Source organism: Peteryoungia ipomoeae, from assembly GCF_004912165.1.
In the GTDB taxonomy this organism is placed as follows: domain Bacteria; phylum Pseudomonadota; class Alphaproteobacteria; order Rhizobiales; family Rhizobiaceae; genus Allorhizobium; species Allorhizobium ipomoeae.
Genome location: NZ_STGV01000004.1, coordinates 73147 through 92061, shown reverse-complemented (window position 1 = coordinate 92061; position 18915 = coordinate 73147). Strand labels below are relative to the sequence as shown.

12 protein-coding genes are annotated in these 18915 nt (G+C 60.1%); 5 read left to right on the top strand and 7 right to left on the bottom strand.

Annotated features, from left to right (window positions below; genetic code table 11):
* Positions 1–69 precede the first annotated feature (69 nt).
* Both FAA97_RS12805 and FAA97_RS12800 read left to right on the top strand, forming a co-directional pair.
* Positions 70–4860: an NAD-glutamate dehydrogenase gene (locus tag FAA97_RS12805; RefSeq protein WP_136598947.1), complete on the top strand. Its 4791-nt coding sequence runs from the start codon at positions 70–72 to the stop codon at positions 4858–4860.
* Between the two features lie 39 nt (positions 4861–4899).
* The gene (locus FAA97_RS12800; RefSeq protein WP_246041448.1) at positions 4900–6291 is read left to right on the top strand and encodes an MFS transporter; all 1392 of its coding nucleotides are present in this window, start codon (positions 4900–4902) and stop codon (positions 6289–6291) included.
* 47 nt (positions 6292–6338) lie between these two features.
* Here the strand turns inward: FAA97_RS12800 and purH are convergent, their stop codons facing one another.
* From purH to htpX, 4 genes are all read right to left on the bottom strand, one after another.
* Complete coding sequence (gene purH, locus FAA97_RS12795) at positions 6339–7955, bottom strand: bifunctional phosphoribosylaminoimidazolecarboxamide formyltransferase/IMP cyclohydrolase (RefSeq protein ID WP_136598946.1); 1617 nt, start codon at positions 7953–7955, stop codon at positions 6339–6341.
* A gap of 106 nt (positions 7956–8061) precedes the next feature.
* Complete coding sequence (locus FAA97_RS12790; RefSeq protein ID WP_136598945.1) at positions 8062–9738, bottom strand: heparinase II/III family protein; 1677 nt, start codon at positions 9736–9738, stop codon at positions 8062–8064.
* Between the two features lie 188 nt (positions 9739–9926).
* Complete coding sequence (locus FAA97_RS12785) at positions 9927–11309, bottom strand: RsmB/NOP family class I SAM-dependent RNA methyltransferase (RefSeq protein ID WP_136598944.1); 1383 nt, start codon at positions 11307–11309, stop codon at positions 9927–9929.
* Positions 11300–12262: a zinc metalloprotease HtpX gene (htpX, locus tag FAA97_RS12780; protein WP_136598943.1), complete on the bottom strand. Its 963-nt coding sequence runs from the start codon at positions 12260–12262 to the stop codon at positions 11300–11302. Before htpX ends, FAA97_RS12785 begins: the two co-directional genes overlap by 10 nt.
* Positions 12263–12375: 113 nt before the next feature.
* On the opposite strand from htpX, the gene FAA97_RS12775 reads away from it, so the two are divergent.
* Together FAA97_RS12775 and FAA97_RS12770 are read left to right on the top strand one after the other, a co-directional pair.
* Positions 12376–12582, top strand: a complete 207-nt coding sequence (locus tag FAA97_RS12775; RefSeq protein ID WP_136598942.1) for a DUF1674 domain-containing protein — start codon at positions 12376–12378, stop codon at positions 12580–12582.
* A gap of 48 nt (positions 12583–12630) precedes the next feature.
* Positions 12631–13086 carry a thermonuclease family protein gene (locus FAA97_RS12770; RefSeq protein WP_168800993.1) on the top strand — a complete coding sequence of 152 codons (456 nt, stop codon included), beginning with the start codon at positions 12631–12633 and terminating at the stop codon, positions 13084–13086.
* A gap of 53 nt (positions 13087–13139) precedes the next feature.
* On the opposite strand, the gene acs is transcribed toward FAA97_RS12770, so the two are convergent.
* Positions 13140–15092 (bottom strand): acetate--CoA ligase, encoded by a 1953-nt coding sequence (acs, locus tag FAA97_RS12765; protein WP_136598941.1) that lies wholly within the window; start codon positions 15090–15092, stop codon positions 13140–13142.
* Between the two features lie 234 nt (positions 15093–15326).
* Between acs and FAA97_RS12760 the strand changes: the two genes are divergently transcribed.
* Complete coding sequence (locus FAA97_RS12760) at positions 15327–16034, top strand: DUF1013 domain-containing protein (protein WP_136598940.1); 708 nt, start codon at positions 15327–15329, stop codon at positions 16032–16034.
* Between the two features lie 57 nt (positions 16035–16091).
* On the opposite strand, the gene FAA97_RS12755 is transcribed toward FAA97_RS12760, so the two are convergent.
* Complete coding sequence (locus FAA97_RS12755; protein ID WP_136598939.1) at positions 16092–18020, bottom strand: propionyl-CoA synthetase; 1929 nt, start codon at positions 18018–18020, stop codon at positions 16092–16094.
* Positions 18021–18125: 105 nt separating this feature from the next.
* Positions 18126–18785: a YggS family pyridoxal phosphate-dependent enzyme gene (locus tag FAA97_RS12750; protein ID WP_136598938.1), complete on the bottom strand. Its 660-nt coding sequence runs from the start codon at positions 18783–18785 to the stop codon at positions 18126–18128.
* Positions 18786–18915 lie beyond the last annotated feature (130 nt).

Genomic DNA, 18915 nt, shown 5'->3' with positions numbered 1-18915 from the left:
GGGTCCATACACACTTCGGCAAAACATTTTGATGAACATAGCCGAAAAATCAGCCCTAGGGAGACATGCATGGACACGAAGGCTATCAGTGACCGAGACGCACTGCTTCGATCCGCCGACGAGATGACATCCAAGCAGGCCGGGAATACGATCAATCCCTCGCTTATCTTCGGGCGAGCGAGCAATGACGACCTCGGACGTTACTCGGCCGAAGGCCTTGCAAAGGCATCGATGCGGGCTGCCCAAGACATCGCGGCCTGGGACCGGCAATCTCCGCATGTGGCCATTTCGACCGTCGAAGGCGTTGCACCGGACGATGTTTCCGTCAGCGTCCTCTCCATCGTCGACTACAACAAGTCCTTCCTCTACGACAGCGTCATGGGCGAGGTAACGAGCCTCTATCGCGACATCTACATGGCGATCCACCCGATCCTGGCGATACTGCCCCAGGGTGAAGTCTTGCTGGCGAACCCGGACTCCGACCCGGAGGGCGCCATCAAGGTCAGCTATATTCAGCTGCATCTGGCACCTCTGACGGAAGAACAGGCCGCCAATGTGAAGGAACGGCTGCTACACGTGCTCGGTCAGGTGAAGGTAACTTCACGTGACTGGAAGCCCATGCTTTCCCTCTTGGAAACGGCGCTTTCGGAACTGCGCCAGCTCTCTGCTGGCCGCCTCGAAGCAGACCGCGACGAAGCGATTGCGTTCCTCGAATGGCTGCGCAACAACAATTTCACCTTCCTCGGCATGCGGGAATACAATTACACCGGCGACGGCGAGAACGCGACGGTCGAGCGCGACAAGGGCAGCGGTCTCGGCATTCTGTCGGATCCGAATGTTCTGGTGCTGCGCCAGGGACAAAGCCAGGTCACGACAACACCGGAAATCCTCGCCTTCCTGCAGGGCCCGGATTTCTTGATTGTGACCAAGGCAAACGTGAAATCGGTCGTGCACCGGCGCGCCTATATGGACTATGTCGGCATCAAGCGCTTCGGGCCTGATGGCAAGGTGGTTGGCGAACTGCGCATCGTCGGCCTTTTCACCTCCACGGCTTACACCCGCTCGGTCAACCAGATCCCGCTGCTGCGCGCCAAGGTCGAGAAGGTCGTTTCCTATTTCGATTTCGACCCGCGAAGCCATTCCGGCAGAACGCTGCAGAACACGCTGGAGAACTATCCGCGCGATGATCTTTTCCAGATCACCACGGACATGCTGGCGCGCTTTGCCGAACAGATCAACGATCTGGCCGAGCGCCCGCGTGTTCGCGTCCTGCCACGCATCGACCGGTTCGACAGGTTCGTGTCGCTGATCGTCTATGTTCCGCGCGAGGACTACAATTCCTCGGTTCGCGAGCGCATCGGCACCTATTTCCAGTCAGTCTATGACGGGCATGTCTCGGCTTATTATCCGGCGTTCCCAGAAGGCGGGGTCGCGCGCGTGCACATCATTATAGGCCGCCGCGGTGGATCGACGCCGGAGATCCCGCAAGAGACACTGGAAGAGGCAGTCCGGCGCATCACCGCACGGTGGAGCGATCGCTTCTTGGCGCTCGCAGGCAACGGCAGCGTCAGTCTTCAGGTGAGCCAGGCCTTCGAGGAAGCCTATTCCGCCGATGAAGCCGTGGCCGAGCTGCATCACATCGAGGCCTGCCTCTCCGGCGCACCGCTTTCCATCGCCTTTCGTCAGCAAAACGACGGCAGTGGCAATGCACTGTTCCTGAAGATCTACCACGCCGCCGACCATCTGCCGCTCTCGCGCCGCGTGCCGCTGCTCGAAAACCTGGGTTTCAGCGTCATCAGCGAGCGGACATTCGATATTGGCGTCAAGTCCGCAACCGGCGTGGATCGCGGCACGGTGGTTCTGCACGACATGGAACTCGAGGTAGCCGGCGACACTGCTTTCGACGCGGGCCGCCAGGGCGCGGCGATCGAAGAGACCTTCATTGCCGCCTTCGTCGGCAGCGTCGACAATGACAGCTTCAACCGCCTGGTACTGAGGGCAGGGGTCTCGGCCCGCGAAGCCTCCGTTCTGCGCGCCTATGCCGCCTACCTCCGCCAGGCCGGCTCGGTCTATTCCCCGGAGTATATATCCGAAACGCTGTCCAAGCATCCGGCGATCGCTGCCGATCTCGTCCGTCTCTTCAAGGCGAGTTTTGATCCGGCTCTCAACGCTAGGAAACGCGATGCTGAGCTCAGTGCCTGCAGGGAAGCGTTGGAGACGGAACTCGGCAAGGTGCCAATCCTCGACGAAGATCGCATCCTGCGGCGTCTGATCAACACGATCGACGCGACCCTGCGCACCAACTTCTTCCAGAAGGGCTATCGCGAGAGTGAACGGCCGATGCTGGCCTTCAAGTTCGATCCGCACAAGCTGGAAGGTCTGCCCGAGCCACGCCCCTTCCGCGAAATCTTCGTCTACGGCGTCGAGGTCGAGGGCGTGCACCTGCGCTTCGGCAAAGTCGCCCGTGGCGGCTTGCGCTGGTCCGACCGGGCCCAGGACTACCGGACGGAAGTGCTGGGCCTGGTGAAGGCGCAGCAGGTCAAGAATGCCGTGATCGTGCCCGTGGGCGCCAAGGGCGGCTTCTATCCGAAGCTCCTGCCGGCGCCGAGCAATCGCGAGGCCTGGCTTGCGGCCGGCACCGAAGCCTACAAAACCTACATCCGCACACTGCTGTCGATCACCGACAACATCGTCGGCGGTGAGGTGGTGCCGCCGGCAGACACACTCCGCCCCGATGGCGACGATCCGTATTTCGTCGTTGCCGCCGACAAGGGCACGGCAACCTTCTCTGACACGGCAAACGGCCTGGCGCAGGCCGCCGGCTTCTGGCTCGATGACGCCTTCGCGTCAGGCGGTTCCGCCGGATATGACCACAAGAAGATGGGCATCACCGCCCGCGGCGCCTGGGAAACCGTGAAGCGGCATTTTCGCGAGATGGAAATCGATATCCAGACGACCCCCTTCACCGTCGCCGGCGTCGGTGACATGTCGGGCGATGTCTTCGGCAACGGTATGCTCCTGTCGAGGGCGATCAAGCTCGTCGCAGCCTTCGATCACCGCGACATCTTCATCGATCCGAACCCGGTGCCGGAGGCCTCCTTCGTGGAGCGCCAGCGCATGTTCAACCTGCCGCGCTCCAGCTGGCAGGACTATGATCGCACACAGCTTTCTCCGGGCGGCATGATCATTTCGCGCCAGGAAAAATCCGTGACGTTGACGCCCGAGGCGGCAGCGGCCATCGGCCTGGACAACCTTGTCGCAACGCCCTTCGACATCATGACCGCCATTCTGAAGGCGCCCGTCGATCTGCTCTGGTTCGGCGGTATCGGCACCTACATCAAGGGACCGAGCGAAACGGATGCCGAAGTCGGCGATCGGGCAAACGACCCGATCCGCGTCAATGCGACCGACGTCCGCGCCAAGGTGATCGGCGAGGGCGCCAATCTCGGCACGACGCAGAAAGGCCGTATCGCCTACGGCCTCAACGGGGGCCGCTGCAACTCTGACGCGATCGACAATTCCGCTGGCGTCAATTCGTCCGACCTCGAGGTCAACATCAAGATCGCGCTTACCCCTGCCATGCAGGAAGGCCGCCTGCCGCGCGAAAAACGTAACGTTCTGTTGGCGGAAATGACTGACCAGGTTGCGGAACTCGTGCTGCGCAACAACTATCTACAGTCTCTGGCAATCTCCCTGACCGAGGCCAAGGGCGCCGGAAACCGAGAAGAGCTGAGCCGGCTCATGGATTATCTCGAGGGTCTCGGTCGATTGAACCGCAAGGTCGAAACACTCCCCGACGCAACGGCCGTGGCCGAGCGTTACGTCTCTGGCAAGGGCCTGAGCCGCCCGGAAATTGGCGTGCTTCTGTCCTACGCCAAGATCGTGCTCTTCGATCAGCTGGTTGAGTCAGACCTGCCGGACGACCCTTACTGCGAGACCATCCTCTCCACCTACTTCCCGGAGGGAATGCGGCAGCGGTTTGCAGGCGACATCGCAGGCCACAGGCTGCGTCGCGAGATCATTGCCACCGTGCTCGCAAACCACGCTATCAATCGCGGCGGCCCAAGCTTCGTCGTGTCGGTCTGCGATGCGACTGGCGCCACGCCGGCGGAAGTGGTGAAGGCCGCCTTGGTCACCCGGGACTCACTCGGACTGGTCGGACTGTGGGACAGGATCGACGCTCTGGACGCCAAGATCCCAGGCCAGACCCAGAATCGACTCTATGCCGTCATCTCCAAGGTCTACGCCGCGACTGCGCGTCTTTTGATCGATACGGGCTTTATCTCCGGCCCGGTGGAGACGATCGTCAGCCAATTGCAGCAGGCTTTCGCCCAGGCCCGGACGGAATTCCAGTCCGCCCTGCCCGACGCCCTGCGTCAGCATTTCGGCACTGAAATCGCGGAGTTCGTGGATGCGGGCGCTCCGTCCGATCTCGCCAGTGACGTGATTGAACTGCAGGCCATGCAGCTTCTGCCGGAAGTTCTGCAGATCGCACGGCGCACCGGAGCGACGTTCACGGCGGCCATGGAAAGCTTCTTCGCGGTCACCGAGACCTTCCGCATCGGTCGCCTAATCGACAATGCGGGCCGCCTGCAGCCGGCAGACCACTATGACAGCCTTGCCCTGTCGCGCAGCCTCGACCGAATTGGACAGGCCCGCCGGCAGATCGTCTGTGAGGCGCTGGGAGATGGCCAGAGCGCCGAGAACGCAATCGAGACCTGGCTTGCCAAGGACAGCACGCGAGCCGAACGGATCAGTCGCGAAATCGCGGCGATCGTCGACAGCGGCGAGCCGAGCATCTCCAAACTTGCGGTGGCGGCGGGACTGCTCGGCGACCTTGCGCACGAGCATTCAAGGTGACAGTGTCCGCGCAGACACGCCTTCTGGAGCTGCGCGGCCATGACCACCACCGTCACTGAAAATGCCGGACGCCCTTCGCGGGGCGTCCTTTCCTGGATGATGTTCGACTGGGCGGCGCAGCCTTATTTCACCGTCGTCACCACCTTCATCTTCGGACCCTATTTCGTCTCTCGCATGACCGACGATCCGGTGATGGCACAGACCGCCTGGAGCAATGCCGCGACGATCGCCGGCATCATCATCGCAATCCTATCGCCGATCCTGGGCTCAATTGCCGACCACTCCGGCGCGAGAAAGCCCTGGATCGCCGTCTTTGCCGTCATCAAGATCATTTGCCTCGCGCTTCTCTGGACCGCAGCGCCCGGAAGCTCCGTGGCCTGGGTGATGGCGCTGATCATCCTCACGAGCATCGCCGCCGAATTCTCGATCGTCTTCAACGACTCCATGATGCCGCGACTTGTCTCCCAGGAAGAGGTGGGGCGGGTCTCGAACACGGCCTGGGGGCTTGGATATCTCGGCGGCATGATTGTCCTGATCGCCGTCGTGCTGCTGCTCGCCGGAAGCCCTGAAACCGGCATGACGCTCCTGGGTCGCGAGCCCCTGTTCGGCCTTGATCCACAAACGGGCGAGGATGCCCGTGTCACCGGACCGCTCTCGGCGATCTGGTATTTCGTCTTCATCCTGCCAATGTTTCTCTTCACGCCGGATGCGCCCAAGGCGAAGAAGTTCGGAGCAGCTGTGAGAGCAGGCCTTGGAGAGATCAGCCATACGCTTCACGAACTCAGAGCGCGCCGCAATCTGCTGCGCTTCCTGATCGCGCGCATGATCTACCAGGATGGTGTGAATGGTCTTCTGGTGCTTGGCGGGGTCTTCGCTGCGGCGATGTTCGGTTGGTCGACGATGGAGATCGGCATCTACGGCATCATCCTGAACGTCGTCGCCATCCTCGGCTGTGCCATTGCTGGCAGGATCGATCGGCTGATGGGCTCCAAGACCGTGGTGCTGATTAGCCTCGGAATGCTTCTTGCCGCAACGCTTGGCATCGTCTCGACCGGCGTGGACTTCACCCTCTTCGGCCTTATCCCCCTGCCAATTTCGGCCACGGAGGGACTTTTCGCGACCCCGGCCGAAAAGGCCTACATCCTGTACGGCCTGCTGATCGGCCTGTCCTTCGGTCCGGTCCAGGCTTCGTCGCGATCCTACATGTCGCGCAGTGTCGAGGTCGACGAGGCCGGGCGCTATTTCGGGATCTACGCCCTGTCCGGACGGGCAACCAGCTTCATGGCAACCCTGTCCTTTTCCTTGGTCACTGCGGCCACGGGCTCAGCGCGGCTCGGCATGGCCACCTTGCTGATTTTCCTCATCGTCGGATTCTGCCTGCTCTGGAACACGGCCTATCCGGCGCGCGCCAACGGCAGAACCACTTCATGAAAAAGGCCGGGTTGCCCCGGCCTCTTCCAAATACAACAGGCTGTCCGTCAGTGGCGGAAGTGGCGCACGCCGGTGAAGACCATCGCGACACCATGCGCGTCGGCGGCGGCGATAACCTCGTCATCGCGCATCGAGCCACCCGGCTGGATGACGGCCGTGGCACCAGCGGCAATGGCAGCCAGCAACCCGTCGGCAAAGGGATAGAAGGCTTCAGACGCCACAGCCGAGCCCTTGGTCAAGGGGGTCTCAAGACCGAGTGCCTTGGCCGCCTCTTCCGCCTTCTGCGCCGCAATGCGGGCCGAGTCGATGCGGCTCATCTGGCCGGCACCGATGCCGGCCGTCTGACCGTCCTTGGCATAGATCACCGCATTGGACTTCACATGCTTGGCGATCTTGAAGGCGAACTTCATGTCCTCAAGCTCGGTTGCCGTCGGAGCGCGCTTCGTCACGACCTTGAGATCGAGATCCTCGACCATGACATTGTCGCGCGTCTGCACGAGCAATCCGCCGGATACTGTCTTCGCCATCAGGCCGCGCGAGCGCGGGTCGGGCAGGGCGCCCGTGGTCAGGAGCCGCAGATTGGGCTTTTTCGCAATGATCGCCTTGGCCTCATCAGAAACCGACGGTGCGATGATCACCTCGGTGAACAGCTTGACGATTTCCTCAGCGGTTTCGCCATCCAGATGTTGGTTGAGCGCGATGATACCGCCAAAGGCCGAGGTGGAATCACAAGCGAGCGCCCGGCGATAGGCTTCAGCCAGCGTTGGCCCCGTTGCAACACCACAAGGGTTGGCGTGCTTGATGATGGCGCAGGCCGGGCCATGGGCGGGATCGAACTCGGCAACGAGCTCGAAGGCTGCATCGGTATCGTTGATGTTGTTGTAGGACAGCTGCTTGCCCTGCAGGAGCGTGGCAGTCGCGACACCGGGGCGATTGTCACCGGTGACGTAGAAGCCGGCGCTCTGGTGCGGGTTTTCGCCGTAACGCATGGCTTCCTTGAGGACACCGCCGACAGTGCGGTAGGCAGGCATCTCGATCTCCAGCGCTTCCGAGAACCAGTTGGAGATTGCGGTGTCATAGGCAGCCGTGCGGGCATAGGCCTTGGCTGCCAGCCGCTGGCGCAGCGCATAGGTGGTCTGGCCGTCATGGGCGCTTAAGGCCTCGATGACCTCGGCGTAGTCAGCGGCATCGGTGACGATGGTGACATAGGCATGGTTCTTCGCCGAGGCGCGGATCATCGCCGGTCCGCCGATATCGATGTTCTCGACGGTTGTCGGATAATCGCCGCCGGCTGCGCGAACCTGTTCGAAGGGATAGAGGTTGATGACGCTCAGATCGATCGCCTCGATGCCGTGCGCCTTCATCGCCTCGACGTGGTCGGCGTCGTCACGGATCGACAGAAGGCCGCCATGCACGCGCGGATGCAGCGTCTTGACGCGGCCATCCATGATTTCCGGAAATTCCGTGATCTCGGAAACATCCGTGACTGGCAAGCCGGCTGCAGACAGCGCCTTGTGGGTGCCACCGGTGGAGAGCAGGCGCACGCCACGCTCGTGGAGCGCGCGGGCGAATTCCTCAATGCCCGTCTTGTCGGAAACGGAGATGAGAGCCGTCCGGATGCGGACGAGGTCGGGGGCAGGGATCTTCTTGGAAACAACGGCCATGGTTCAGCTCCGGTCTGGCGACGGGCGCCCGCAGCCTGAGACGGCGGACGCGGATGCCGCCGCCTAGCACAGCTGACCCGAGGATGAAACCAAATAGCGCCCAATATCAGGGGCGCCGGGCAAGAAACCACCGAATTTCAGATGCCTGGAACGCCACTTCAATCTGCTGGGATGGCCTGATGCCCGAGACATCGGCAAAAAACACGTCTTCCGCCAAGACGAGTTCGCCGGCAGGAATGGTGAAGGTCCAGCTTTCTCCGTCCGGCGCCACGAGCCGGACGCTGCGCTGATCGAGACGATCGATGGTGATCGACGGATGAATATGAAAGCGCGCTATCGCCCCCCCAGCAGGAACGGTTGGAGACGGCAAGCCATCTGGAAGCAGCAGGCGATCGCGCCCGGCAATCTTGGTGCCTGGGCCATTGATCCGCAGTTCACGTTCGTGCTCGACCCCAAAACGGTCGATGTAGCCGTCATGTCGAGCGCAGAGACGATCACTGCCATCAGGGCCTGTCTGGCGCTCGACCACAACACTGGACGGCATCGTTGGCATGACGGGTCCGATATAAGACGAGGTGCTGATGCGCGCCGATGAGACATCCGCGATGCAGACTGTCGAATGGGCGGCCGTCGTTCGCGCCAGCTGTCTCAGCCGCTCCCCGGCAAACCGAGGCGAGCCACTGTTGACGATAAAACGATTCTTGCCCGACGAAAGCTCGAACGACAGGCAACCGGCATGGGCAGTTTTCGACAGACGAAGTGAAGCCGGCATGCCGGTATCGACCAGGACGACCGTCTCACCGGCGGCCAGGCGATGGTAGTGTCCATGGGGCAACGCCTTGAAGGGCTGCCCTGATGTCTCATCGTAACGCAAAACGCTGAGAAGATCGGTGGCCAATACCGAACTTGCGCCATTGAACAGAGCGAGATCACCGCTGCTGTGTCGGAAAAAGCGGACTGCCGGATACATACGATCGATGACCGGAATCAGCCGTTGGGGAATATCGTGGCCAAGATTGATATAGGTTTGGCGCAGCGGCAGGAGATCGAACAGAAGGTCGACGCTTGCTTGCGGATTGCGCGAAATGTGGCTGCCGTCCGGCAGGACCTGTCTTTCAAGCTCATGGTCCAATGCGCGCCCGGCGCGGCGCATCGCCCGCGCCGATCCTTCCGTCGCAATCGTGGCCATGGCAAGCGCGATGCGGACTTCCAGACGTGGCAGATCATCAGGCAGATGCTGGACCTGCCGTTCCAGAACGCCGACATGAAAGGCGATGGCCTGGGTGAACCGACGATAGAATCCAGCTTCGGCATCTCTAAGAACAACAGGAGAGTGAGAGAGCCAGCTGATCAGCCGCCTTGCAGCGACTTCCGGCTCCCATGCGATGCCGGTAATCTTGTTGCCGTGAACGGCAATCCATTGACCAACGATCCGCCGGGCATTTTCGCAGGCTTCGGAGGACTTGTTGGCCCGGATGTGCCGAAGCCAACCAAATCCATGCAGACGTACGGCAAAAGGGTGCGACGGTAATTCGAGCGAGAAGGGCGATTGCCCCTCGGTACTGAGGACGCGACCCGCCAGCGGGAACCGCCCGGCCAGAAATTCATCTGCCAGGAAGGGATCGATGGCCCGAAGATCGGTCGGCGCCACCACGATTTTGGAAATGCGGCGCCCCGCAGAAGGAAGCACCACCGACATGCCGCGGCTGATGGCACGACCGGCACGGCGCCTGCCTTCATCAACATACAGAGAAAGCAATCTCCGGCGATCACTGATACGCATTATTGCACTCGTACCGATCCTGTTGGCGAACCCGAATTCGCGTCGGATACACAGTCTGCGACAGCACGCTGGCGATCGCGGAAAACATTGGTGTGTGACACGGGTCACGGGACATAGCGTCAACAGCCATTGCTGCCGAGCACTGCTTGCGTCTCGATCAACTTGCTAACAGATTATTGCGCGAATCGTTAAATTTTAGCGAGCATGCAAGCGTAGAACCCATCAAGGCCGCCTTGTTCGGCAAGCATTGCGGGTGTCGTTCGCACATCACCTCGCGCAGTAATGGCGCCTTCAAGGCCAGGCCACTGCTTTGGGTCGACAGGAAGTAAAGTGATTCCCGCGGTGTCGGCGAGGACGCGGTCAATCATCGCTTCTCCCTCCTGGGGATCAAGGGAGCAGTTCGAAAAGACAAGCCTTCCGCCTGGCTTCAGAAGCGTGAGCGCATGACGAAGAAGCTTTTCCTGCAGTTGCGCAAGCTTGGCAATGTCGGCAGCGTCTTTGGTCCACAAGACGTCGGGATGACGGCGCACCGTCCCTGTGGAGGAGCAGGGCGCATCCAGCAAGATGGCATCGAAGCTGCCGCTCTCATCGAGATCGAGCAGATTGGCGCAGCGAATTTCCGCTGATAGTCCCAGGCGTGACAGATTGCTTTCCAACCGCTTCAGCCGCGTTTTGGACTGCTCAACGGCAACCACCGACCCACCGGCCAGGATAAGCTGGGCCGTCTTGCCGCCAGGCGCGGCACAAAGATCGCCGACACGCTTGCCCGTAAGGTCGCCAAAGAGTTTGGCGGGGATCGCTGCAGCGGCATCCTGAACCCACCAGACACCATCGTCAAAGCCCTCAAGGGCAGTAATCGCGCCACGGAAACGATCCAGACGGACCGTCCCTGTTGGCAAGACCTGTCCGCCAAGCTTCTCGGCCCAAGCCTGAGGGTTCTCTTTGACGGTGAGATCTATCGTTGGCGGCTGAAGATGAGAGTGTGCAATTGCCGCGGCCTGATCGGGACCATACACCTCGACGAGCCGCTGGTAAAACCAGTCAGGCAAACAGGGCAGGGCATCGACTTCCTTGAGAAGCGCATCCTTTTCCCGACCGATCCGTCGCAAGATGGCATTGACCAGCTTGGCGAAGCGACGGGAACGGGGATCGCCATTCGCCTGCTCGACGGCCAGATCGACGGCAGAATGATCCGGAATATCAAGATAAAGCATCTGCGCTGCAGCAACGATCAGCAGATGGTGCAGGGCGCGCGCACCCTCCGGAAGCGGCGTGTCGAGAAGTTGGCCGATGATGTGCTCGATGCGCGGCAGATGACGAAGCGTGCTCTGCAGAATTGCCTTAACGAGTCCGCGATCGGCATCATTGAGAGCGAGATAGGCGGGGTTCCCATGCTCCTGGTCGAGCATGCCATCGAGCGAGGTTTTGCGATCGATGACGGCAGCCAACAAACGACTGGCAGCAATCCGCGCTTCCAGCCCCGGCTTGAGCGATACGGCACTACGCCTGTGATCTGCACCTCTGGACTTGGAAGGTCTGCGTTTGCCCGTCGAATTGTCGTTCAAGACCATGGTCCCTTGGGTGGCTGGTTCTGGCCGCGTCCCCAGCCGGATGCCGGAACAGATCGCGCAGTCCGGCGTGGCATAACAGCGGGAGCCGCCTCCGTCGATCCCCCGGGACGGATATCGGTCATGGCCAGCAAGGCCTCGATACGGTTTCGCGTGTTCGGATGGGTGGAGAACAGATTGTCCATCCGCTGGCCGTTCAAGGGATTGATGATGAACATATGGGCTGTTGCCGGGTTGCGCTCGGCGTCCATGTTTTCGATATGGGATGCATCGCCTGCGATCTTCTGCAAGGCGGAAGCGAGCCAACGGGGTTGACCGCATATCTCCGCACCGCGTCGGTCCGCTGCATATTCGCGCGTCCGGCTGATGGCCATCTGCACCAGCATCGCAGCGAGGGGCGCCACGATCATGGCAACGATAACACCGACAATACCCAGAGGGTTGTTGCGGTCATCACGACCGCTGGAGAACAGAAAGGCAAAGTTCGACAACATCGAAATCGCGCCGGCAAGCGTCGCGGTGATCGTCATCGTCAAGGTGTCACGGTTCTCGATATGCGCGAGTTCGTGGGCCATGACGCCAGCCACTTCCTCAGGCGTCAGGCGCTGCAGGAGACCGGTAGACGCCGCGACAGCCGCATTCTGCGGATTGCGACCTGTGGCGAAGGCATTCGGCTGCGGGTTGTCGAAAACATAGACCTTCGGCATCGGAAGGTTGGCATTGCGTGCCAGATCCCGCACCATCACGTAGAATTCCGGTGCCGTGCGCTCGTCCACCTCCTGCGCGCGGTAGGCACGCAAGACCATCTTGTCTGAATTCCAATAGGAAAAAAAGTTCATTCCGGCTGCGACGACGAAAGCGATCATCATGCCGCCCCTGCCGCCGATGAGGAAACCGACCCCCATGAACAGTGCTGTCATGAAGGCAAGCAGCATTGCAGTGCGCATGGTGTTCATGTCTCACTCCAGGATCAGGGGGCTGTGCCCCATTGCTCATTCCATCCCTTGATTTAAAAAGCGGGTCACCCGATTTCAATGCAAGTCGCAAAAACTTGTCGAAAGGATGCTTCATGTCCGACGATCGTCCGGAAGATCCAACGGTTGCCGAGATGCCTCGGCCTCTATCCGCTGCCGCGCAAAGAGCGCTCGCAGAAGCCGAAGAGCGCCGCCGCAACGAGCGAGTGAAAGAACAGCCGACAGAGATTGGCGGGCGAGGCGGCGCTGATCCCGCTCGCTTTGGCGATTGGGAAATAAAGGGAAGAGCAATCGACTTCTGAGGAATTATTCCTATTGCCTCAATCTGGAACGCGGATTATGTTCCTATTATGTTCCAGATCCGTCCTGTATATGTGATCGCATTCCTCAGTCTGGTTGCTTCGGCACCGGTCGAGGCCGGCTCGACGGACATAACGGGGCCTGTCGCAGCGGAAGTCCTACGCGTCGTCGACGGCGATACGGTCTTGGTCAGTGCCATCCCGTGGCCAGACCACAGGGTTAGCACCTATGTGCGCCTGCGGGGGATCGACGCGCCAGAACTCAAGTCGAGATGTTCGGCATTTCGCCTTGCAGCCAAGCGCGCCAAGGAGAAGTTGAGCAGGCTGATGGAAGGTCATCAGTTCGTCTCTCTGAGCGCGATTTCCGGTGACAAATACTTCGGCCGCGTCGTGGCCGATCTCACGCTCGCCGATGGGACACGTCCTGCAGACGATCTCCTGACCCATGGCCTTGCGGAACCCTATGCCGGTCGGGCGAAACGCAAGCGCCCCTGCCCGGATAGTTGAAAGCGAAAGGGGCTCCCTGACGGAAGCCCCTCGATACTACTTGACGGCCAAGATCAGGCGCTCTTGTTTTGCCTGTTGGCGATCAGATCATCAACAACAGCCGGATCGGCAAGCGTTGAGGTGTCACCGAGAGCGCCAAAATCATCCTCGGCGATCTTGCGCAGGATTCGGCGCATGATCTTGCCAGAGCGGGTCTTCGGCAGACCAGGGGCGAACTGGATCTTGTCGGGCGTCGCGATCGGACCGATCTCGGTACGCACATGCTTTACCAGATCAGCGCGGAGTGCATCATTGCCCTCATGACCTGACATCAAGGTGACGTAACAATAAATGCCCTGGCCCTTAATGGTGTGTGGATACCCAACGACAGCCGCTTCGGAAACCAGATGGTGCGAGACAAGCGCCGATTCGACCTCTGCGGTGCCCAAACGGTGTCCCGAAACATTGAGTACATCGTCGACGCGACCGGTGATCCAGTAATAACCGTCTTCGTCACGGCGGCAGCCGTCACCCGTGAAGTATTTGCCCTTGTAGGTCGAGAAATAGGTCTGCACGAAACGATCATGATCGCCATAAACCGACCGCGCCTGGCCCGGCCAGCTATCGGTGATGCAGAGATTGCCGTCGGTTGCGCCTTCCAGCACCTGACCTTCGTTGTCGACGAGCTCGGGCTTCACGCCAAAGAAGGGCCGCGTTGCCGAACCGGGCTTCAGATTGGTCGCACCCGGCAGCGGCGTGATCATGATACCGCCGGTTTCGGTCTGCCACCAGGTGTCGACGACAGGCGACTGCTGATCACCGACGACATTGTAATACCACTCCCAGGCTTCCGGATTGATCGGCTCACCGACGGAGCCGAGCAGGCGGAGCGACGAACGATCGGACCGCTTCACGAAATCGTCGCCAGCGCCCATCAGCGAGCGAATGGCCGTGGGTGCGGTGTAGAAGATGTTGACCTTGTGCTTCTCGATCACCTCCCAGAAGCGACCCTGATCGGGGAAGGTCGGGATGCCTTCGAACATCAGCGTTGTCGCGCAGTTGGAAAGCGGTCCGTAGACGATGTAGGAATGCCCAGTGACCCAGCCGACATCCGCCGTGCACCAGTAGATGTCACCGTCGTGGTAGTCGAAGACATATTCATGAGTCATCGAGGCATAGACGAGATAGCCGCCCGTCGTGTGCATCACCCCCTTGGGCTTGCCTGTCGAACCTGAGGTATAGAGGATGAAGAGCGGATCTTCCGCCTTCATCTTCACCGGCGGGCATTCCGGCTTCACGGTATGCATTTCCTGGTGATACCAGATGTCGCGACCGGGAGCCCAGCCCGTCTTGCCACCCGTCCGGCGGACGACGAGAACCTTGTTGACGATGACATACTGCTTGGCGGCAATGTCGATCGCGATATCGGTGTTCTCCTTTAGCGGCACCGGCTTGCCGCCGCGGACACCTTCATCGCAGGTGATGACAAAAGTGGATTCGCAGTCGACGATACGACCGGCGAGCGCTTCTGGCGAGAAGCCGCCGAAGACTACGGAATGCACCGCGCCGATGCGCGCGCAGGCCAGCATGGCATAGGCCGCTTCCGGGATCATCGGCATGTAGATGGTGACGCGATCACCCTTCTTCACACCGTGCTTCTTCAGGACGTTCGCCATGCGGCAGACGTGCTCGTAGAGCTCGTTATAGGTAATCTTTTTATCGATATAGGGATTGTCGCCTTCCCAGATGATGGCAGTACGTTCGCCATGCGTCTTCAGGTGGCGATCGATACAGTTGTAGGAAACGTTGGTCAGCCCGTCCTCGAACCACTTGATCGGCACCTTCCCTTTGAAGGATGTGTTTTTGACCTTCGTATAGGGCTTGAACCAATCGATCCGCTTGCCGTGCTTGCCCCAGAACTTTTCAGGATCTTCGACGCTTTCCTGATACCATTTCTGATATTTGTCGTCGTCGATCAGCGCACGCTGCTTGGCCGATTTCAGCACCGGATAGGTTTTGGCTGACATGAACTCCTCCTCAATATTGCAGGGCCACTTAGGGCGACCAGGACCGTCCTCCCCGGTCTTGTGACGCCATACATATCAGGTGCGTGTTGGTCAGCAATTAGACAAAGGTCATTCGCGAGATCGCGAATTGCATTTTCGTTACATAATCGCTATAACGACGCCGAATTCCCGGAAATAGTGGTTTAAACCCACGGCCCGCGACAACCGGCGCGGACCCTCAGAAGGATTGTATCCATGGCCCAGACACTGCTCATGCCGAAGGCGACTGCCGTATGGCTCGTTGACAACACCGCGCTGTCCTTCGACCAGATCGCGCAGTTCTGCAAACTGCACCCGCTGGAAGTGAAGGCAATCGCCGACGGTGAAGCAGCCCAGGGCATCAAGGGCCTCGACCCAATCGCGACCGGCCAGCTTTCGCGTGACGAAATCGGCCGTGGCGAAAAGGACATCAACTACAAGCTCAAGATTTCCGAGCCGAAGGTGCGCGTTCCCGAGAGCAAGCGCCGCGGCCCACGCTACACACCGGTGTCCAAGCGTCAGGATCGACCGAATGCCATTCTCTGGCTGGTGCGCAACCATCCGGAACTGAAGGACGCACAGATCTCGCGTCTCGTCGGCACCACCAAGTCGACGATCGAGCAGATCCGCGAGCGCACCCACTGGAATTCGACCAATCTTACCCCGATGGATCCGGTAACGCTTGGCCTCTGCAGCCAGATCGATCTGGATCTCGAAGTCGAGAAGGCCTCGAAGGGTCGTCCGCTGCCGACCGCTGCCGAGCTCGGCGCAACACTGCAATCTGCCACGGAGACCGAAAACCTCGGCTTCGGCTACGATCGCGAAGAAGAGAAAGAAATCGACGCCAACGCCGTCTTCGCCAAGCTGCAGTCGCTCAAGTCGACGCGCAACGACGATGAGGACGAGGACGACGGTCGCTTCTGATCGCAAGCATTTGCCTTGACAGACAAGCCCCGGTTTTCATGCCGGGGCTTTTTCGTTTCAGGCGACCTTGCCGGCAGATGCGATCTGCCCATGCGCCTTCAGGACGGCGGTGATCTCATCGAGGATCGCCGGATCGTCGATTGTCGCCGGCATCTTCCACGGCAACCCATCGGCGATTTTCTGCATGGTACCGCGCAAGATCTTGCCCGAGCGCGTCTTGGGCAGCCGGTCGACCATCATCACCATCTTGAAGGCGGCAACCGGACCGATCTCGTCGCGCACAAGCTGCACGATCTCGCGGCTGATTAACGCGTGATCGCGGTGGACGTTTTTCTTCAGCACCAGGAACCCGCAGGGGATCTGGCCCTTGAGCTCATCGGCAATGCCGATGACCGCACATTCGGCGACATCCGGATGCATGGCGCAAACCTCTTCCATCGCACCGGTGGAAAGGCGGTGGCCAGCGCAGTTGATGATGTCATCGGTTCGCGCCATGACAAAGACATAGCCTTCCTCGTCAATGATGCCCGCATCCGCCGTCTTGTAGTAGCCCGGAAAATCCTCCAGGCAGGATGTGCGGAAACGCTCATCCGCGTTCCAGAATGTGACCAGACATCCTGGCGGTAGAGGAAGTTTCGCGACGATATTGCCAAGCGTGCCCGGTGGAACCGGATGCCCGGCATCATCGAGAACTTCAAGGGCATAACCCGGCATGGCCTTGGCCGGCGACCCATGTTTCACGGGCAGCAATCCCAAGCCGGCAGGATTGGCAGCAATCGCCCAGCCCGTCTCGGTCTGCCACCAATGATCGATGACAGGAATGCCAAGCATGCGCTCCGCCCATTTGAGTGTCTCGGGATCAGCGCGCTCACCGGCGAGGAACAGCGCCCGCAATCCTGACAGATCGTAGCGGTGGATGTGATCGCCATCAGGGTCATCCCGACGGATCGCTCTAAAGGCGGTGGGCGCCGTGAAAAGCACTTTCACGTCATGATCGCTGACTACGCGCCAGAAGGTTCCGGCATCCGGTGTTCCCACCGGCTTGCCCTCGAAGATCACTGTGGCATTGCCGGCCAGAAGCGGACCGTAGACGATATAGGAATGACCGACGACCCAACCGATATCCGAAGCCGCCCAGAACACCTCGCCGGGCTTGACGCCGTATATGTTTTTCATTGTCCAGTTGAGCGCGACCATATGGCCGCCATTGTCCCGCACCACGCCTTTCGGCTGGCCCGTCGTGCCCGAGGTATAAAGAATGTAGAGGGGGTCCGTGGCCTCAACGGAGACCGGCGCAACGATGCGGCCTTCGGCTTTTTCGACGTCCATGGCCTGGCTGAGGTCGACATCACCATGGTCGTAGCGCAAGGGCGCGTGAAATTGATCCCGCTGCAGGATAAAGCAATAATCCGGTTTCGACTTTGCCATGTCGATTGCCTGATCGAGAAGCGGCTTGTAGGGCACGATACGGCCAGGCTCGAGACCGCAACTCGCTCCGATCACCACCTTCGCCCCCGAATCATCGATACGCGTGGCAAGTTCATGGGCTGCAAAGCCACCGAAAACCACGGAATGCACGGCACCAAGACGCGCGCAGGCAAGCATTGAGAAGACCGCTTCAGGGATCATCGGCATATAGATGATGACGCGATCTCCCTTTCCGACGCCATGATTGCGCAAAACGCCGGCGATTGCAGAGACTTCGACGAGCATTTCATCATAGGTGAAGCGAGACTTCTGGCCGGTCATCGGGCTATCGTAGATGATAGCCGTCTCGCTGCCCCTGCCGGCCTCGATATGCCGATCGACACAGTTGTAACAGGTGTTGGTGCGCCCGCCGGAAAACCAGCGCCCATACGGCCCGTCATCCGGATCAAAAACCACCTGCGGCGGTTCGAACCATGAGATCTGCCTGGACGCCTCGTCCCAGAATGCCTCAGGATCCCGTTTCCAGGACGCGTAGATACCCTCGTATGCGCCGCCCATGCCATCCTCCCGATCTTGCCTGGTTCAGCTAAGTGGGCGTATTTTAGAAGCGGTCGTAGAAGCGGGGAAGCCAGACCAAAGCGCTATATCGAAGGTCTTATGGGGTCACCGGTGACCGAAGATCGCAGAACCGACCCTGACACTGGTGGCGCCGAAGCCTATTGCAGTTTCAAAATCGGACGACATTCCCATCGACAAGTTTTGCAGGTTGTTTTCTGACGCGAGTTTTTGCAAAAGCGCGAAATGCGGGCCGGGATTTTCATCCACCGGTGGAATACACATCAGGCCCCTCACCTGAAGACCGAGCTCCGTGCTGCACAGAGACACGAAGTTGGCTACTTCATCGGGAGCGATACCGGCCTTTTGTGGCTCCGATCCGGTGTTAACCTGGATATAGACAGGCAAATTTCGGCCCTGTCGCTGCATCTCATCCGCAAGGACGCGCGCAATCTTCTCGCGATCCACGCTTTCGATGACGTCGAAAACTGAAACGGCCTCCGCCGCTTTGTTCGATTGCAACGGGCCAATGAGATGAAGTTCGATATCGGATGCGCGCGCGCGAAGCCCCGGCCACTTGGCTTGCGCTTCCTGCACTCGGTTCTCGCCGAACACTCTTTGACCGGCCTCTATGGCCGGCAGAATGTGATCTGCCTCGAAGGTCTTGGACACAGCCACCAGGACAATCCCGTCCGCATCCCGGCCAGCTTCTTCCGCGGCCTTGGCCATCTTCGATTTGATCTCGAGCAAGTTCTCTTCAACCGACATTGCGATCTCTCTTCGTCATCTGTCTCATCAGGGCTTTGCCGAGGGTTAAGTCGCCATCACGGGACAGGCAAGTCTTAGATGCGGATTAGGCGTCTGAGGCCTCAAAAACTTGACGCTCGGGCGGTTTCAT